The sequence below is a fragment of the Maribacter spongiae genome (genome assembly GCF_047345125.1).
GTDB lineage: Bacteria > Bacteroidota > Bacteroidia > Flavobacteriales > Flavobacteriaceae > Maribacter.
Genome location: NZ_JBLFEQ010000002.1, coordinates 113,422 through 131,063, shown reverse-complemented (window position 1 = coordinate 131,063; position 17,642 = coordinate 113,422). Strand labels below are relative to the sequence as shown.

Genomic DNA, 17,642 nt, shown 5'->3' with positions numbered 1-17,642 from the left:
TTTTAGTTTTGCAAAATGGTTTTTTTATTGTCCCAAGTGATCAGATTGGGTTTGATCGATAATTGTGCCCATGCCCAATTATTGGTATTGTCATAGGGTCTACCTCCTTTTATAAGGCTCATGCTTTCAGCGGCGAACATATGGGAGTACCCTAAATTCAATGTAACCCCTTTCATTAGTTTTTGGTTAAAGACCACATCAAGTTCGGTACCCAAATATTTATCGGCACCGTTGGATAAATCGGCATTGGCCGCAAAATAATGCCCTTTCAATAAGAAGGAGGATTTTTCACCCGTGCTAAAAACCATTTTGGCATAAAGATCGTTGAGCCCTACGTTGTTGGCGTGGTTGCCCACATAAAAGTAATCCATGAATCCGTTGAACTTGTGATTGGTACCGTACAGTGGAAAAAATGACTTGTTCTTGTTATCGCCATTTTGGTCGGTTCCGCTCAATAATTCAAAGCCAAGGGCATAGAGCGTTTTGTTGGGTTTATAGGAACCTTCCAATGAAAATTGATAGGCACTTAGATCAATATCCGCTGCGGCCTTTCCAAATTGATAATAGGCACTTCCAGAAAATTTGATGCTTTCTATTGGAAATTCGAAATACGTACCTGTGGTCTGCCTGTTGAAAGTGCCGTCCGGATTATTGATGATATCGAACTTTTGAAAGCCATTGTTCAGGAAAAGGAAACTTGCGGAAGCATTCTCCCATTTTTTCTTCAAATAAGCATATTGCATCGTCTTATAGGTAAAGGCTCCTAGAATATTGAATGCCGTTCCTTCACTGGAAATATTTTGTTGATTGAAGGCAAAACCAAAATCCGCAATAAAACCATCATCTTTATATTTGATCAGGGCGGCATCATGGAACCGTCCCTGCATGGCCCAGTCCAATCCACCAAAAATACGTTGGTTATCATAGGAAATAACTTGTCTACCCGCTTTTATGGACCATTTTTCATCCATATATACCTGAGCCCAAGCCTGAAACAACGCAAAGGAATCATTGCCATCATTACTCAATATTTGCCGGGTATCACCCCAAGTACTCACATCTTGTACGCTTAAGAAGAGTTTAAGCCTTTGTTCCGTGTAACCAATGTTGAGTCTGGAACGCTGAACTACAAAGGAAGCGGGGTCTGCATTGTCCGGAAACAGGTTCCCGAATCCATGGCGGTATTCAAAACGGGCCCTAATATCCGCATCAACGGTCAACTGTGCACTTGCCATTGTGGTATTCAGCAAGATCAAAAGCAAACAAATGTAGAAAATTTGATTTTTCATAAGTTGGTTCAATTAAGGATTATCAAAGAAAAATCAAATGTAGAATATCGTTAAAATCAAAAACATGATTTTTGTCATGGATAGGTCAAACTTATTTGTTTCTAGAACAATGAAAAATTGTTAAAGAGGAATGCGAGCCATACGATTATGTAATTCAGGAAACCAGAAAGGAAATTACAGGCTGCCAAAGATGGGTATATCCCCCAGAAAATGCTAGAGAACCCGAGAATTTCAAAATGTCTCTAACAGAAATTGTCGAGATGGATATGGAGTCCTTTGGCCAAAATAGAGCGGCCGAAACCAAAGCTGAAAATTCATGAAATGGCTTCATATTTTCAGATAGGCTAAAAACTTTTACCTCCATATATATACAAATGGAATATTTTTTCGTTATAAGTAAAAACTTACAAGAATTATAGTATTTATTGTAAAAATCTATGGGGTCAACATTAAAAAGAGTATCGGTAAAAGATAAATTAAACCATTCATTTATATGGACAACCGCTTTATCGCTGTTGTTAATGCTATTATCCCTTGTACTTATTTCCTGGTTGGGTCATAATGCAATTCAGGTGTCCAAGGTAAACGCACCAACCGTTCACTATTCAGAGAAATTATTGGGCAGTATCTACGAATCTGAATTGAGTTTGCTCAATTGGGTCACGCTTTCGGAAGAAAAGCAAAAAAACAAAAGGGAAGCTATTTGGCGAAAGGATATAGTTCCAACACTGGAAGCACTCAAAAAAATTGGTCGGGATTGGGAAGGAAACGACCAAAGATTTCTATCCAAGACCGAAAAACTGATCTATGCTTTAGAAGCGGCCCAGTTAAGGGCTTTAAATAGTATTGGTAACATAACGAACAATACACCTGAACGGTTAAACAAGGCAAAAAAGATAATCGAAAATGAAGCCACGCCTATCATAGAACAGATCCGTGATAAAATGACCTTGATCAATACCTCTCAACTAACGCAAATGGAAAGTAAAGCGACCATGGTAAAAATCCTTAATTGGATTTCCATTATCGGTCTGTTGTTATTTATGATCATCTCCGGGGTTTTTGCATATAACAATTTGAAAAAACTGGTAAGAACAATAGTACTTCCCACGAACAAACTAATGAAAGCTGTTCAAAGCGTAAATAGTGGAGATTATGACAAACAAGTTGAGGTTATATCCAATGATGAGATAGGGTTGTTATCCACTTCATTTAACCAAATGACCGTCAACCTACGTGAAAATGCGGAGTTACTGGCCCAAAATGAGGCCAAAAGCAGGGCTATCATAGATACTGCGGCCGATGGCATTGTTACCATGGACGGAGCTAAGTTGATCCAATCTTTTAACAGGGCCGCAGAACTTTTATTTCAATATAAAGAAGAGGAAATAAAGGGAAAGAATATAAACGTATTACTATCCGATGAATTCGTTCAAAATCAGGACGGGTCCACGGACAATTCCAATAAAACCGGGAATTCCGCCATGATCGGCATGGACCATAAAGTATTGGCCCGAAAAAAGGACGGAACCATTTTTCACATTAACATTTCCATTACAGAAGTTCGGGTCGAGGATAAATTGATTCTTACCGGAATAATGCGTGATCTATCCGAAGAGACCCGGCAACAGGAGGAGTTGGAAAAAAGAACCCGGGAAATCGAAAAACAGAACTGGATAAAAACGGCCATTTCCCAGGTATATGAAGCTACCAAAGAGGTTCAAGATGTTACCGCACTAACGGTTATATTGAGTGGGGTAATAAGCAAGCTCTTGGAAGCGTCCGTGGGTACCTTTTATTTGAATCAGAATCTTTTTGTTTCCGAATCGGATGAATTGAAGTTGTATGGAAGTTATGCCTTTAAAAATACCACAAGATTGCCCAATAGTTTCAAGTTTGGCGAGGGTTTGATCGGTCAATGTGCACTTGAAGGGAATACCATTGTTATTGCTGATGTCCCAGGGGATTATTTAGAAATAAATTCTGGTGCAGGAAAAACAAAACCCAAGGAAATAACCATAATTCCCATTAAGCACAATAAAGAAATCATTGGGGTGATGGAGTTTGGCACAACCACTGGTTTCAATGGTGCACAGCAAGAATTTATTGAAGAAATATCTTCTTCTATCGGAATTATTATCAAAGGAGTGGTCGAAAGGGGTAAAACCGAGGAACTCTCCATAGAGATCAACAATCAGATTTCGGCCATCAACCGGTCCAATGCCGCGATCGAGTTTGACCTTGATGGAAACATCCTCACCGCCAACGATCTTTTTCTGGATCTAATGGGTTATACTTTGGACGAGATCAAGGGCAAGCACCACAAAATATTTGTGGGAAACACCTATGCCAAGTCTAACGAGTATAAGAACTTCTGGAAAGAGCTCAAACAAGGGGCGTTCAAGCAAGGGGAGTTTGAACGGAGGGGGAAAGAAGGGAAGTCCGTTTGGATCCAAGGGTCGTACAACCCTATCTTGGATGTGGAAGGCCAACCCTACAAGGTTCTCAAGGTGGCGGTAGACATCACTAAACAAAAAGAACAGCAGATAAAAACGGAGGAACTTTCCGTAGAGGTCAATAACCAGATCTCTGCCATCAACCGATCCAATGCAGCCATTGAGTTTGACCTTGATGGGCACGTGCTCACCGCCAACGACCTTTTCCTGGACCTGATGGGCTACACCCTGGACGAAATTAAGGGCAAGCACCACAAAATATTCGTTGGAAAAACCTATGCCGGATCCAGCGAATACAAAGGGTTCTGGAAAGGACTCAAAAACGGGGAGTTCAAACAAGGGGAGTTCGAGCGGAGAAGGAAAGATAGAAAACCCGTTTGGATACAGGGTTCGTACAATCCCATTCTCGATATGGAGGGTCAGCCTTATAAAGTGCTGAAAATAGCGGTGGATATTACGGAACAAAAAGAAATTCAGTTTCAGGTGCAGAAACAGAAAGAAATAGTGGAAGCACAGGAAGAAGAACTAAGGGTGTCCAATGAAGAATTGACCAAACAGGCCAACCAATTGCAGGCTTCGGAAGAAGAATTGAGACAACAACAGGAAGAGCTGGAAAAAGCAAATGTGCTATTGGAGGAGAAAGCCCAACAATTGGAAGAGCAACACTTATTTACCGTTGAAAAAAATGCCGCATTGGAACAAGCCCAGGCTGCGTTGGTCCTTAAATCCGAAGAACTTGAAAAAAGTGGTAGGTACAAATCGGAGTTTTTGGCCAATATGTCCCATGAACTTAGAACACCGCTCAACAGTGTGATCATCCTTTCAAAGTTGCTTCAGGGTAATAAAACAGACAATCTCACGGAAAAACAGATCGAGTTTGCGCAAATCATCAACAAATCTGGCGAAGACTTACTCAGTTTGATCAATGAAGTGCTGGATCTGGCCAAGGTAGAATCAGGAAAAATCGAACTGGAAATGGAAACGCAGGACTTACGCGCTTATGCCGAGGAAAGTAAAAAAACATTTATCGCCATAGCACAGGATAAAGGGGTGGATTTTGTCTTGAATATTGATGAATCCCTCCCGGAAACCTTCATAACGGACGAACAAAGATTAAATCAGGTTGTAAAAAACCTGCTCAGCAACGCCTTCAAATTCACCGATTCAGAAGGAACGGTTACTTTGGAGTTCAAAAATAGTAAAGCACTATCAAAATTTACGAGCCCTGCACTTTTAAAACAGGAACAAGTACTACAAATTGCCGTAACCGATACCGGAATTGGTATAGCGGAGGAAAAGCTTGGATCTGTATTTGAAGCTTTTGTACAAGAGGACGGCAGCACGCAAAGAAAATATGGGGGAACCGGTCTTGGCCTGAGTATTTCCAAAGAATTGGTGAGGCTACTGGGCGGAGAGATTTTTGTGGAAAGTACAATTGGAGAAGGTTCTACCTTTACTCTCTTCCTGCCATTTGACAGCTCAGAAGTGGTCGAGCAAGGACCAAGTATGGAAAAGGCTGCGGAGGAAGCCCGTATGCCATTGGAAGAAGAAACAAAACCTGTAGTTGAAATAGATGGTGTTGACCGACCGGAAATAACAAATGTGAAGAAAAGGGTTTCAAGCAAAAAGCTTGAGGCGGTTATTGCAGATGATCGCGATCAGTTGCAAGAAGGCGATAGTACGCTGCTGGTGGTCGAGGATGACCTTCAATTTGCCAAAGTCCTTTTGGACCAGGCCAGGGAAAACGGTTTTAAGGTACTGGTTGCCAACCAAGGTGACACCGCCCTGCAACACGTGGAAGAATACCGTCCAAATGCCATTATATTGGATATGCAGTTGCCCGTAATGGATGGATGGACCGTACTTAAAAAACTAAAAGCAAGCGAAGCACATGCCCATATTCCCGTGCATATTATATCTGGAATAGACAAGACCAAGTTAGGTCTGGAATTGGGTGCGGTGGAATATTTGGTAAAACCCATTGCCCTTGATATCCTTGAGCAAACGTTTTCCAATATTTCAAGGACCATTGCCGGTACAGGTGTGAAAAAAGTACTGATCATTGAAGATGACGAATTAAACAACAAGGCCTTGCAGGAAATGATCAAAAGCAAGCACTTGGAGGCCGTTGCGGCAAAAAATGCCAAAGATGCCCGTAGATTGTTTAAAAACGAACATCCAGATTTGGTCGTTCTGGATCTTGGTCTGCCCGATATTGATGGTATTGAACTATTGAGCGAGCTAAAAATGCAGAAAAAGGAAGTTCCGGTAATTGTGTTTACAGGTCGTGAACTAACCAAAAAAGAACTGAAACAGATAGAACGCCACAAAGACACTTCTGTAGTATTAAAGACCACGAAATCTTTTGATCGTCTATCGGAAGAGACGGAACTCTTTTTGAACATGCTCAACTCCACACAGACCGATTATCCTGTTTTGCCTCCCAAGGAATTCGATTCTGACGATATCATCAAAGGAAAACGGATCCTTATCGTGGACGATGATATGAGAAACATCTACGCCCTGGAAACTGTATTGGAAGAAGAACAGGTGGCCGTAACTATTGCCACCAACGGTGCCGAAGCAGTGGATGAGGTGAAAAATGGCGAGTTCGATGCTGTGCTAATGGATATTATGATGCCGGTTATGGACGGCTATGAGGCTACTAAGAAAATTAGGGAGATGGGCCACGACAAGCTTCCTATTATTGCGTTGACCGCTAAAGCCATGAAGGGAGATCGTGAAAAATGCCTGGAAGCCGGAGTAAGCGACTATATGTCCAAACCCTTGGATGTTGAAAAGTTATTGTCCCTGTTAAGAGTTTGGTTATATAATTAATGGAAGCACTGCTGGAAATATCTGAAAACGACCTGGGTGATTTTATACAATTGTCCAACAAACTTTACGGTCTCGATTTTTCGGGATACGCAATGGAATCATTGAGGAGAAGGGTATTGCGGCTCATGAAGTTGAAATCATGCGATTCATTTGCCGCTTTCAAATATTTTCTGACCAATCAGGAACTTAGTGACGATGATATATTGAACGAGATTACGGTGAACACCACGGAAATGTTCAGGGATTTTGAGGTTTTCAAATTTTTAGGGGAAGAAGTATTCGGTGTGTTGGAAACCTATCCCAGAATCAATATTTGGCATGCGGGATGCTCCACGGGACAAGAACCTTTGAGCCTTGCCATATTGTTAAAAGAACAAGGGCTGCTAAAGAGATCGGTTCAATACTGTACGGATATTAACTCCGAAGTACTTGCCCAAGCCAAAAAAGGGATTTATGAGCTAAAGGAAATGAAAGAATACTCTGCCAATTATATAAAATCGGGAGGTGCACTTTCATTATCGGATTATTATGTAGCGAATTACGGGAAAGTAAAAATGAACAAGGAATTAGGTAAGAACATGATATTTACCAAGCATAATTTGGTGAATGGCACCTCATTCAACCAAATGCATATGATTATGTGCCGTAATGTCTTTATTTATCTGACCACGGAGCAGCAAAATAAGGTATTACGGTTGTTTATGGATAGTCTGGCTCCCCGTGGATATCTTATTTTGGGGGCAAAGGAAAGTGCAGTTTTTTCAACGGTGTTAAACGAACTGGAAATAGTCAATGGCAAACTCAAGATATATAGAAAAAAAGGATAACCAAGAAACCATCAAAGTGGTGCTTTTTTGTGGTTCTTCTGGAGCCATAGAGGTCTTGGAACACTTTTTATTGGATGCCGACCAAAGTATGAAAGCCGCCATAGTAGTGCTATTGCATAGAAAAACCGGCACGCAAGATTACCTGGTCAGGTATTTGGACAAAAAGTTGAACATAAAGGTACGGGCCATAGAACATGGAATGCCTCTGGAAAAAGGCATCATCTATATGGCTCCCGCAGGATACCATTGCATTATGGAAAAAGATATGACCCTAAGCCTTGATCTGAGTGAAAAAGTGATGTTTTCCAGGCCTTCCGCCGATGTCTCGTTGGAATCTTTCTCCTACAATCTAAGAGAACGCCTGATTGCCATAATTGTTAGCGGGGCAAATGCAGATGGAGCGGCCGGGGCCAAATGTGTATTCAAAAGAAAAGGAAAAATTATTGTGCAAAATCCTGAGGAAGCTTTTGCCAAAAAAATGCCAAGTGCGGTTATAGAAGCCATTGATAAGGTAGACCACATTGTACCCGTAAATAAACTTTATAATACCGCCGCTAAATACTTTTAAAATGGACAAAGCAAAAATTCTTATCGTAGATGATCTGGTGGAAAACCTATATTCCCTGGAACAGATTATTGAAAGGGAAGACCGGGAAATAATTTCGGCAACCAGCGGGAACGAGGCCTTGAAATTAGCTAGAAAGCATGAATTTGCCTTGGTCATTACCGATGTCCAAATGCCTGAAATGAATGGTTTTGAATTTGTGGAAATCTTTAGGAGCAAGAAGAATACCCAGAATGTTCCGGTCATATTTGCCACGGCGATAAACAAAGAGAAGGAATATGTCATAAAAGGATATTCGGAAGGTGCGGTCGATTATTTGTATAAACCGCTCGACCCGGACATCGTATCCGCAAAGGTTGACATTTTTGTTACCCTCTACAACCAAAAACGGGAGTTGGAACACCAATATCAAGAACTGGATACGTTGAACCAACTTAAAAACAAATTTCTTGGAATAGCGGCACACGATCTTAGAAACCCATTGGCTATTATCGAATTTTATTCCAAATCATTGCTTAATGAATTAGGGCCTATTTTAAAGGACCCATCCAAAATCCAAGAGCTGGAGAATATTTTTGTTTCCACAAAGTTTGCCCAAAACCTGGTCAATGAGTTTTTGGACATTAGTAAAATAGAATCCGGAAACATTGAGCTTGAGGAAGAAATGGTAAACGTTCGCCGTTTTCTGGAGAACAGTATTCAATTTAACCAGGTCTTCGCCAACAAAAAGAACATCAGCCTGGTCGGGGATATTAAAGTGGATGACCTGGAGGCCGCTTTTGATCGGAACAAGATGCACCAGGTATTCAATAACTTGATTACCAATGCCATAAAATTTTCTCATGAGGGCACATCGATATATTTGAAGGCCCGACAGAAGGGAAATCATTTATTACTATCCTTAAAGGATGAAGGACAAGGTATCCCCAAAAATGAAATGGTCAATTTGTTCGACCCCTTTGTCAAAACCTCGGTAAAGTCCACGGCAGGTGAAAAAAGCACGGGATTGGGACTTATGATCGTAAAGAAAATTGTGGATGCGCACCAAGCGGAATTAACCGTAACCAGCAAGGTGGGGATCGGGTCCTGTTTTAACATAGATTTTCCCATCAAAGAATTGGAAATTCCAGAACCCATGCCAACCCAGACCAAAGATCAAGTTGTGCATACGGGCGATGAAAAGTTAAATATTGTGGTGGTGGATGATGATATTCTCATGCGGACCCTCTCTGAAGTGGTATTCAGCAAAATTGGAGGAAACATCACCATGTTGGAAGATGGGGAAGTGCTACTTGATCAGGTAGAAGCGATAAATCCCGATTTGATTTTTACGGATATCAATATGCCCGGGATAAACGGTTATGATTTGGCCAAACAAATTCGGAGCAAGGGTATTGACATTCCAATATTTGGATTGACCGGATTTGTAAATGACGAGGTCCAGGCCCTTTCCGAAAAGTCGGGCATTGATGGTGTATATGAAAAACCTCCCGTCGAAAATATGTTAAAGCATTTAATTTCCAAGATTCATGAGGAACGTTTAGCTTAAGAGAATGAGCTCATCTTGACTTTTTCCTATTAGTGGCCAGGGAAGAATATATGGAGGTGCTTACCCGAGAAATAACTAGGTTCAGCAACTCCATTGGTAAACTGGAAGGGCTTTCTAAAAAGTTTGATGACGTAGAGATTAAAATAGATACCCCTCACATCTAGAATTTCAAATAAGGGAATTCTTAAAGCTACGGAACGGGACAAAGGATTCTTATGAAGAACGGATAGAGGAAGTTTAAAAAGATTGAAAAATCTCGATGGACTCCTAAATGGGATACCTATATCGCAGGGGAATGGGCCTGGGTCAAGTTGGACATACCAGATACTTTTACCCAACAGTTTGGGGAACAACAAGGTGGATATCTTAATATTGTGCAGCCAATCTTGAAAAAGAAAATACTGGACCGGGAGAACGCCATGGTAAATTTGGCCTGTAGACTGGAATATGTAGATTTTAATAGGGGTACCTTTAGGGGAACCAATGGTGATATTGCCGAAGATGTTTGGAGCGTAATGCCGGCCATCAGTTTTAGGCCGACACCGCAAACCGTACTGAGATTAAATTATCGTTATTTGGGCCAAAGCGACCTTTTAGAGGATCCTCCATCCAAAACGGCTGGGTTTATTTTGAAATATCAATCTATTTCTAGTCAAAGGGCGGAATAGGGTAAAGAACTTATTTGAACTTTTCTGAAATAGCCTAAAATTGATTTTTGCACTCGATTCTTATCATTTTTTCCTTCCGTAATGTGACTATGCAGCACTAAAATGCTATCATCTATATACAAGAGCATTAATTTGTTACGACCCAAAAGTCCAAAAGAGTTCAATCTATTAAATATGCTAATACAAACTTTTTTTATATATTGTTGGCAAATACTTAACATTTAAGTAATGCCATCATTTACTGAAGTTTTATTGGATTACGGCAAGAATGATGTAAAAAGTGATTTGACAAGGAAGTCAGAGGTGTTTGATTCTGAGTTGGAATGGAGGTTGTTTTGTGATGGCAGTGAAGCTGCATTTGTTAAGATATACAATCATTATTTTCAGTTGTTGTATAATTTGGGCAGACAATTTTCTGGTGATACCGATTTATTGAAGGATTCTTTACAAGAGACTTTTATAACCATTAGAAAGAAACGCCATAAACTCCATAAAGTAATTTCCGTAAAGGCCTTCTTGATAAAATGCTATAGAAACAAGGTCATTACGGAACAAAAGAAGCAAAAAAAGGATTTAAAGTTGAATTTTTCAACGGGTTCATATGAGTTTCTTTTGACCCCCTCCCATGAAAGTATTCTCATTAATAGGCAATTTCGCCAAGAGCAAATTCAGTTGATGCAGGAATCTTTGAATAAATTGACCCGAAGACAAAGAGAGGCTATATACTATTTTTACTACAACGGACTTTCATATCATCAAATTAAGGATGTTATGCGGTTTTCTAGTGTTCGCGCAGCTAGGAACCTAATATATAGATCTCTTTCAGAGCTAAAAAAACATGCAAACTTTTAAGAGAGGTTCAGTAACTATTCTATTGTTTTGTCGGGGCCTAATATCTTAATTGTTAGAGAAGGGGCTTTTGGTGCAGTACTGTATTTTCCCTGTTATGTTCAAATCTGAACAAGTTAAATTGTTAATATTCCATATAAATCACCCATTTCCAATAGCGGCCTTATATAAAATGATGCATATCAATATTTTTTGGAGTGGATTTATGCAGAAATAAACTATTTGGATAAAGATTTCATTAGGAATGAAAGCGGGACGCTTTGGATAAAATAGGGGTAATTTCGTACATATGTTAAAAATTGTTTAAAAAAGTTCGATTTTTTTGATGTCATTTAGCATTGTCTGGAGTCTTATAATATGAAGAGACCGTGCGTATGGATTATCACGAATATGAACTTGAAGATTTTTTGGCCGACCCAGAGTTTAGAAATTGGGTATTGAGGCCAAATCAGGCCTCCCATTTTTTTTGGAAAAAATGGTTGGCCGCAAATCCATCCAAGAAAGATGTTGTATTGGCAGCCAAGGAGATTATACTATCCTTGAGTTTTTATTCCCATAGCGAAATTGATGATAAAAGTCAGGAGGATTTATTGAAATCCATTTTAGGGAAAAGAAAAGGAACTTCTACGGTTAAGAAAATAAATAGGTCATTAATTTTTCAAGCGGCGGCCTGTATTATGCTTATGATTTCTTTAGCGGTAGGACATTATTTTTTGACATCTACGGAAATTGAATCCGTAGTCGTTCCGGTTCAGTATATAGTAAAGGAAAACTTTAAAGGGCAAAAGTCAAGGATAACATTACCGGATGGATCTACCGTATTCCTTAATAATAACAGTAAGATTACCTATGCTTCAAAATTTGAGGATAAGCGTGAGATCTTTTTAGAGGGAGAGGCATTTTTTAAAGTCGAAAAAGATTCTGTAAAACCATTTTTGGTGAATTCCAATGGTTTGTTGACCAAAGCTTTAGGGACTTCCTTTAATATTAAAGCCAATAAAGGAGAAAAAGTTGAGGTAGGTTTGGTTACGGGTAAAATTTCCGTCGCTGCTGCTTCGGAGAATCGGAATGTTGAAATTATTGCTGCCTCCGGTGGTAAGGCTACATATGATACGGAGGGTGGAAAATTGGATATTTCCTCATATGAGGATATGGATTTTTATAAGTGGGCAGAGAGAATCCTGGTCTTTAAAGCTGCCGATTTTGATGAAATTGAAAAAACATTGGAAAATTGGTACGATGTAGATATTACGGTACGTAACTTAAATAGGCGTATTAACTATACCGGAGAATTTCCAAGTGAGAGCCTAGAAAGGGTTTTGGAACGAATGGCCTTTGTTGAAAAATTTTCCTTTAAAATAGATGAGGAAAGTGAAAGGGCGATAACGATATCTTTTGAATAAAAATAAACTAACGCTAAAACTGATAAAAATGAAAAATGATCCTTAAAAAAATAAGTTTGTTCCAAAGAAAATGGGACTTTCAATGGAAACAAACTTATCATCAAAAGCTTAATTAAGAATATCAACTAAACTGATGTAAAAATATGAAATTAAAATCATTTAAAACGATCGCTATGCTCTCTCGTATATTTGTTTTGCAACTGGTTTTTTGCTGTTTTGCAATGGCCAATGAGGGGTATACACAAAGTATAAAAGACGTCTATCTCGAATGGGATTCCGTTCGGCAGGTAAAAGTGTTGGATGTCTTTGAAGAAATCGAGAACCAATCAACTTTCAAGTTCAATTATGACGAGAAAGATGTGAACAAAAAGACAAAATTTTTCATTGCTCAAGGACCTCATTCGGTATACGCTCTTTTAGAGCGGATCAGTAAAGAGACCGCTTTGAATTTTAGAAGAATAAATAGTACCATTGCTGTAACGCCAAGACCAAAAAAAGAGACTCCGGAGATTGTTGAAATGGAAGTGGTACAAAAAACGGTTTCAGGAACGGTTACCGCCGCTTCCGATGGTGGGCCTCTTCCAGGAGTAAGTATTGTGGTACAGGGTACAACAAATGGAACACAAACGGACTTTGACGGGAATTATACTATTGAGGTTTCCGAAGGAGATGTTCTGGTGTTCTCCTATTTAGGAACCTCAACACAAAGCATTACGGTCGGAACCTCGAATACGATCAATGTGGTGATGCAGGAAGATGCAAGCCAATTGGATGAGGTAGTGGTGACTGCATTGGGTGTAAAGCGACAAAAGAAATCCCTTACTTATGCTACGCAGACCGTTGAGACGGATGGTATTGATGAGGCAAGACCACAACAAAACCTGGTGAACAGTCTTTCTGGTCGAGTTGCCGGACTTTCTATTCAAAGATCGGGTAATGGTGTTAGCGGAGCTTCTAAAGTAGTATTAAGAGGTAACCGTTCTATTGCAGGAAGTAGCCAACCATTATATGTGGTTGATGGTGTGCCGTTGGGAGGTGATATTTCTGATATCAGCCCAGATGATGTTGCTTCCATCAACGTATTGAAAGGTGCAAATGCTGCTGCACTATATGGAGCCCGTGCAAACAATGGAGCCATTATCATTACGACTAAATCAGGATCTGCAGAAGGGTTTTCTATAGATTTTAATGCGACAACGACTGTTGAGACCGCCAACATTCTATTTGATTATCAAAACCAATTTGGTCAAGGAAGCAATGGATCATATTTTAATCCAGATACGGGATTACCTCTTACAGGGGCACTGGGTTCATGGGGAGGTGCCCTTGATGGATCTCAAGTAGCCAACTGGTCACCAAGTCCAGATATTACGGGTCAATTACCCTATTCGGCACAATCTGGCAACATAGAAGATTTTTTTCAAACAGGGATTAATCAAGCCTATAATATTTCTGTACGCTCTGGCAGTGAAAGGGTCCGCACATTTTTTGGATATACTTATGAAGATAGGGAGGGTATTGTTCAAGGAAATGAATTGAATAGGCATAATGCCAATTTTAAATTGGATAATGAGATCATTGAAGGGAAATTGAATTTAAGCGCAAGAATCAACTATATCAGGACCAATATTGACAATCAATTGGCAACAGGTGAAAATTTTGCCAATCCCTTGCGACATGTCTACAGGCTGCCCCGTAACATTAGAACACAGGACATAGAGGTGTTCGAATATGTAGATGCCAGCGGAAACGTAAGACAGAATTATTGGGATCCTGGCAACAATGGAGGGGCCAACCCGTATTGGACCATCAATCGAAACTTGAATGAAATTATCAACAACAGAGTTTTGGGATACCTATCATTGACTTATAATTTTACCGATGACCTGAGCTTATTGGCACGTACAGCGGTTGACCAAAGATCAACTTCCAGGGAAAACAGGTTTTTTAACGATTCGTACATTATTGCGGATAATGGAAATTATGTAACCAGAAACGATAGCGCTTTGGAATGGAACACCGATTTTCTTTTGAGCTATAACAAACAGCTCAATGATGATTTCGCTTTTAATCTAAGCGTGGGCGGTAACCACAGGATAGCCAATTCAAAGTTTGTAGAGACCAGTAACAACGGTTTGAACGCACCAAACATATTTGCTATTAGCAATGCCCAAAACCTATCTGCGCGCCAAGATTTGAATCGTAGAGAAGTTAACTCATTGTATGGATTTGGTCAAGGGTCGTATAAAGATGCCCTGTTTTTAGATTTGACTTATAGAAGTGACTGGAGTTCTACCTTACCTATTGAAAACAATAGATTTGATTATTATTCTGCTGGTTTAAGTGCTGTACTTTCAGATATGATGACCTTGCCAGATGCCATTTCGTTTCTAAAGTTAAAAGCCAACTATGCAGAGGTGGGTAATGACACATCTCCTTTTAGTTTATCTAGAGTTGCAAATCTTCAAACCGGAGGTTTCATTCAATTAAGTACTGTTTTGCCCAATGCAGATTTAAAACCAGAACGAACCCAATCATTGGAATTTGGATTTGATGTTAGATTTTTAGATAGTCGTTTGGGGATAGATTTCAACTACTATAAATCCAATAGTATCGATCAGTTGTTCGGTCAACAAGTACCTCAGGGATCGGGTATCGCTACACGTTTTATTAATGGAGCCGATATTCAAAATAAGGGAGTTGAGATTATTTTGACAGCAAACCCAATTCGAACCACTGATTTCAATTGGAACATTACGGCCAACTTTACTAAAAATGATAGTGAAGTTCTTGCACTTGCAGATGGTCTAGAAACTTTAAACTTTGGAGGAGAATTTTTTAGGAGATTTGAATTGAACGTAGGGGATGAATGGGGTAATATATATTCCAGAGGTTTTGCTCGTGACGACCAAGGTAGGGCATTGGTAACCGATACAGGTCTGCCTCAGGTTACCGGTGGTCAGGAAGTACTTATCGGTAATTTCAATCCAGATTGGTTGGGCGGCATTTTAAATAGTTTTGATTATAAAAACTTTAGTTTTAGCTTTTTGATAGATATCCGTCAAGGAGGTGAGGTTGCTACATTTACCAACGCCATCTTGGCATCGGACGGAGCTTTGACCAGAACATTGGCAGGTAGGGATGGTTCTTTAGTATTTGGGCAGAATATATTCCCAAATTTGGAAGTAGTCAATGCGGATGGCACACCCAACACAACAGCAGTTACCGCAGAGGCATTTTGGGGGCAAATTGGTGGTAGAAACTCTCCCGCAGGTGAAGCCTTCGTGGAAGATGCATCTAATATTAGAATGCGTGAAATGACGTTTGGCTACAAGTTTCCGCAATCCTTATTGGATAAAACTCCGATTAAATCGGCTAAAGTATCTTTTGTAGGAAGAAATTTGTTCTTCATATCAAATAACGCAACTGTAGACCCTGAGGTGGTTGATGGTGTAGGAACTGGGGATTTTCAATCTGAGACGAGAGCGGATGGTTTTAGTTCTTTTGCTCCTCCCGCTACAAGAAGTTTAGGTCTTAACCTTAAAATAGGGTTTTAAATTAAAAAAGTTGTAATTTATAAAAGAAAAGACATGAAAAAATTAATTAAAAAAATCGGTTATTTAGGCTCGCTCGGTTTATTGTTAGTGGGTTGTACCAGTGATTTTGCGGATCTTAATACAGACCCTCTTGCACTTGATATTGGGAAATTAGAAGAAAGCCAAGTGCTACAAGGACAGGCTTTTGCACAAGCACAATATGTTGCGGTAAATGGATTGCATTGGCGCTTTCAAATTTCCCAAAATTTATTTTCTGATTTATGGTGCCAATATTTTGCCACCACCGCTTCTGGATTTGATTCCGACCGTTATGTTCAAGTAGGTAGATGGGCCGATTTGGCTTGGGGTTCCTTTTATGGTCAGGCAGCTCCACAAATCAAACTGATAGAAGATTTGTCCGAAGCCAATGGTAATGATGTGGGCAATGCTATGGCCAAAATATGGCGGGTGCATTCCTATCATAGAATTACCGACTATTGGGGCCCAGTACCTTATTCCACTTTTGGCAATGAAGAACTTTCGGTTCCTTACGATTCTCAAGAGTCCATATATAATGATTTCTTTGTTACGTTAGATGATGCTGTATCGAAACTACAGGCCAATGCAGGCGGATCGTCGTATGGCGCAAGTGATAGAGTTTATGGAGGTAGTGCTGATCAATGGTTAAAATTTGCCAACAGTCTTCGTTTACGTTTGGCATTAAGAATCAAATATGTAGACCCATCCAGAGCACAAGCTGAAGCAGAAAAAGCAATAGGCGCAGGTGTGATTATCGATAATACCGATAATGCTTTTGTGGCAGTCGATGATGACAATAGAAACCCGTTGACCACGATTACCAATTGGGGAGAATTTCGTATGAGTGCGACTATGGAAAGTATTTTGGAAGGATATGGTGATCCCAGAATGCCCGAATATTTTGCCCCTGCGGTGGATGGAGATTCTGATGGTAATGGTAGTGATTTTGAAGGATTGCTCAATGGTCAACAGAGAGTTACTTTGGAAACAAGTCAAAATGCAGGACATTCCGATGTGGCGACAAAATTTAGAAACGACGCTTTAGGAGGAAGTAACCCTCCTATCGAAATTTTGAATGCGGCCGAAGTATTTTTCTTAAGAGCTGAAGGTGCCTTACAAGGTTGGGCGATGGGTGGCACGGCGCAAAGCCTATATGAAGATGGTATTAGAGCATCTATGACACAAAAAACAAGTGCTGACGGAGCTGCAATAGATGCGTATATTGCTAGCACCAGTGTTCCAGTGGAGTATGCCGCTGGGACTAGTCCTGTTACAGATATACCTATTGCATTTGATACAGGAGGAAGTGCAGAAAGACAATTGGAGCAAATAATCACCCAAAAATGGCTTGCAATATATCCTAACGGATGGGAAGCATGGGCAGAGCTTAGAAGAACGGGTTATCCTAGACAATATGCAAGAGTGGAATCACAAAACCCCGATGTGGGCGTTGATGAAATCATGCGAAGAATGGTCTACGTTCAAAGTGAATTCGATACCAATGGCGATGCCGTTAATGCTGCTATTGCACTTCCAGAAATGTCGGGAGGCGATAGAAACAATACCAAAGTATGGTGGGATAAAAAATAATTAGTTTGAGTTTGGTTTATAAATAGTGAAAAT

General features: G+C 40.0%; 11 protein-coding genes. 10 read left to right on the top strand and 1 reads right to left on the bottom strand.

The genetic code is table 11. The features are described 5' to 3' along the window. Positions 1-2 precede the first annotated feature (2 nt). The gene (locus ACKWB9_RS03150) at positions 3-1,289 is read right to left on the bottom strand and encodes an alginate export family protein (protein ID WP_414001537.1); all 1,287 of its coding nucleotides are present in this window, start codon (positions 1,287-1,289) and stop codon (positions 3-5) included. Positions 1,290-1,726: 437 nt separating this feature from the next. Between ACKWB9_RS03150 and ACKWB9_RS03145 the strand changes: the two genes are divergently transcribed. From ACKWB9_RS03145 to ACKWB9_RS03100, 10 genes are all read left to right on the top strand, one after another. Beyond that, positions 1,727-6,583 carry a response regulator gene (locus tag ACKWB9_RS03145; RefSeq protein ID WP_414001536.1) on the top strand — a complete coding sequence of 1,619 codons (4,857 nt, stop codon included), beginning with the start codon at positions 1,727-1,729 and terminating at the stop codon, positions 6,581-6,583. Beyond that, positions 6,583-7,410 carry a CheR family methyltransferase gene (locus tag ACKWB9_RS03140; protein ID WP_414001535.1) on the top strand — a complete coding sequence of 276 codons (828 nt, stop codon included), beginning with the start codon at positions 6,583-6,585 and terminating at the stop codon, positions 7,408-7,410. The genes ACKWB9_RS03145 and ACKWB9_RS03140 overlap by 1 nt, the downstream gene beginning before the upstream one ends. Continuing rightward, entirely contained in the window at positions 7,376-7,978 is a 603-nt protein-coding gene (locus tag ACKWB9_RS03135) for a chemotaxis protein CheB (RefSeq protein ID WP_414001534.1), read from the top strand. Before ACKWB9_RS03140 ends, ACKWB9_RS03135 begins: the two co-directional genes overlap by 35 nt. 1 nt (position 7,979) lies before the next feature. Continuing rightward, on the top strand, positions 7,980-9,524 hold the full coding sequence (locus tag ACKWB9_RS03130; RefSeq protein ID WP_414001533.1) for a hybrid sensor histidine kinase/response regulator: 1,545 nt from the start codon (positions 7,980-7,982) through the stop codon (positions 9,522-9,524). A gap of 32 nt (positions 9,525-9,556) precedes the next feature. Further along, the gene (locus tag ACKWB9_RS03125; RefSeq protein WP_414001532.1) at positions 9,557-9,688 is read left to right on the top strand and encodes a DUF6730 family protein; all 132 of its coding nucleotides are present in this window, start codon (positions 9,557-9,559) and stop codon (positions 9,686-9,688) included. 222 nt (positions 9,689-9,910) lie between these two features. Continuing rightward, positions 9,911-10,192, top strand: coding sequence for a hypothetical protein (locus tag ACKWB9_RS03120; protein ID WP_414001531.1), 282 nt, complete (start codon positions 9,911-9,913; stop codon positions 10,190-10,192). Between the two features lie 228 nt (positions 10,193-10,420). Beyond that, on the top strand, positions 10,421-11,044 hold the full coding sequence (locus ACKWB9_RS03115; RefSeq protein ID WP_414001530.1) for an RNA polymerase sigma factor: 624 nt from the start codon (positions 10,421-10,423) through the stop codon (positions 11,042-11,044). Positions 11,045-11,415: 371 nt separating this feature from the next. Then, a complete protein-coding gene (locus tag ACKWB9_RS03110; protein WP_414001529.1) occupies positions 11,416-12,444 on the top strand; it encodes a FecR family protein in 1,029 nt (342 codons plus the stop codon). Positions 12,445-12,587: 143 nt separating this feature from the next. Continuing rightward, a complete protein-coding gene (locus ACKWB9_RS03105; protein ID WP_414001528.1) occupies positions 12,588-16,001 on the top strand; it encodes a SusC/RagA family TonB-linked outer membrane protein in 3,414 nt (1,137 codons plus the stop codon). A gap of 33 nt (positions 16,002-16,034) precedes the next feature. Beyond that, the gene (locus ACKWB9_RS03100) at positions 16,035-17,609 is read left to right on the top strand and encodes a SusD/RagB family nutrient-binding outer membrane lipoprotein (protein ID WP_414001527.1); all 1,575 of its coding nucleotides are present in this window, start codon (positions 16,035-16,037) and stop codon (positions 17,607-17,609) included. Positions 17,610-17,642 lie beyond the last annotated feature (33 nt).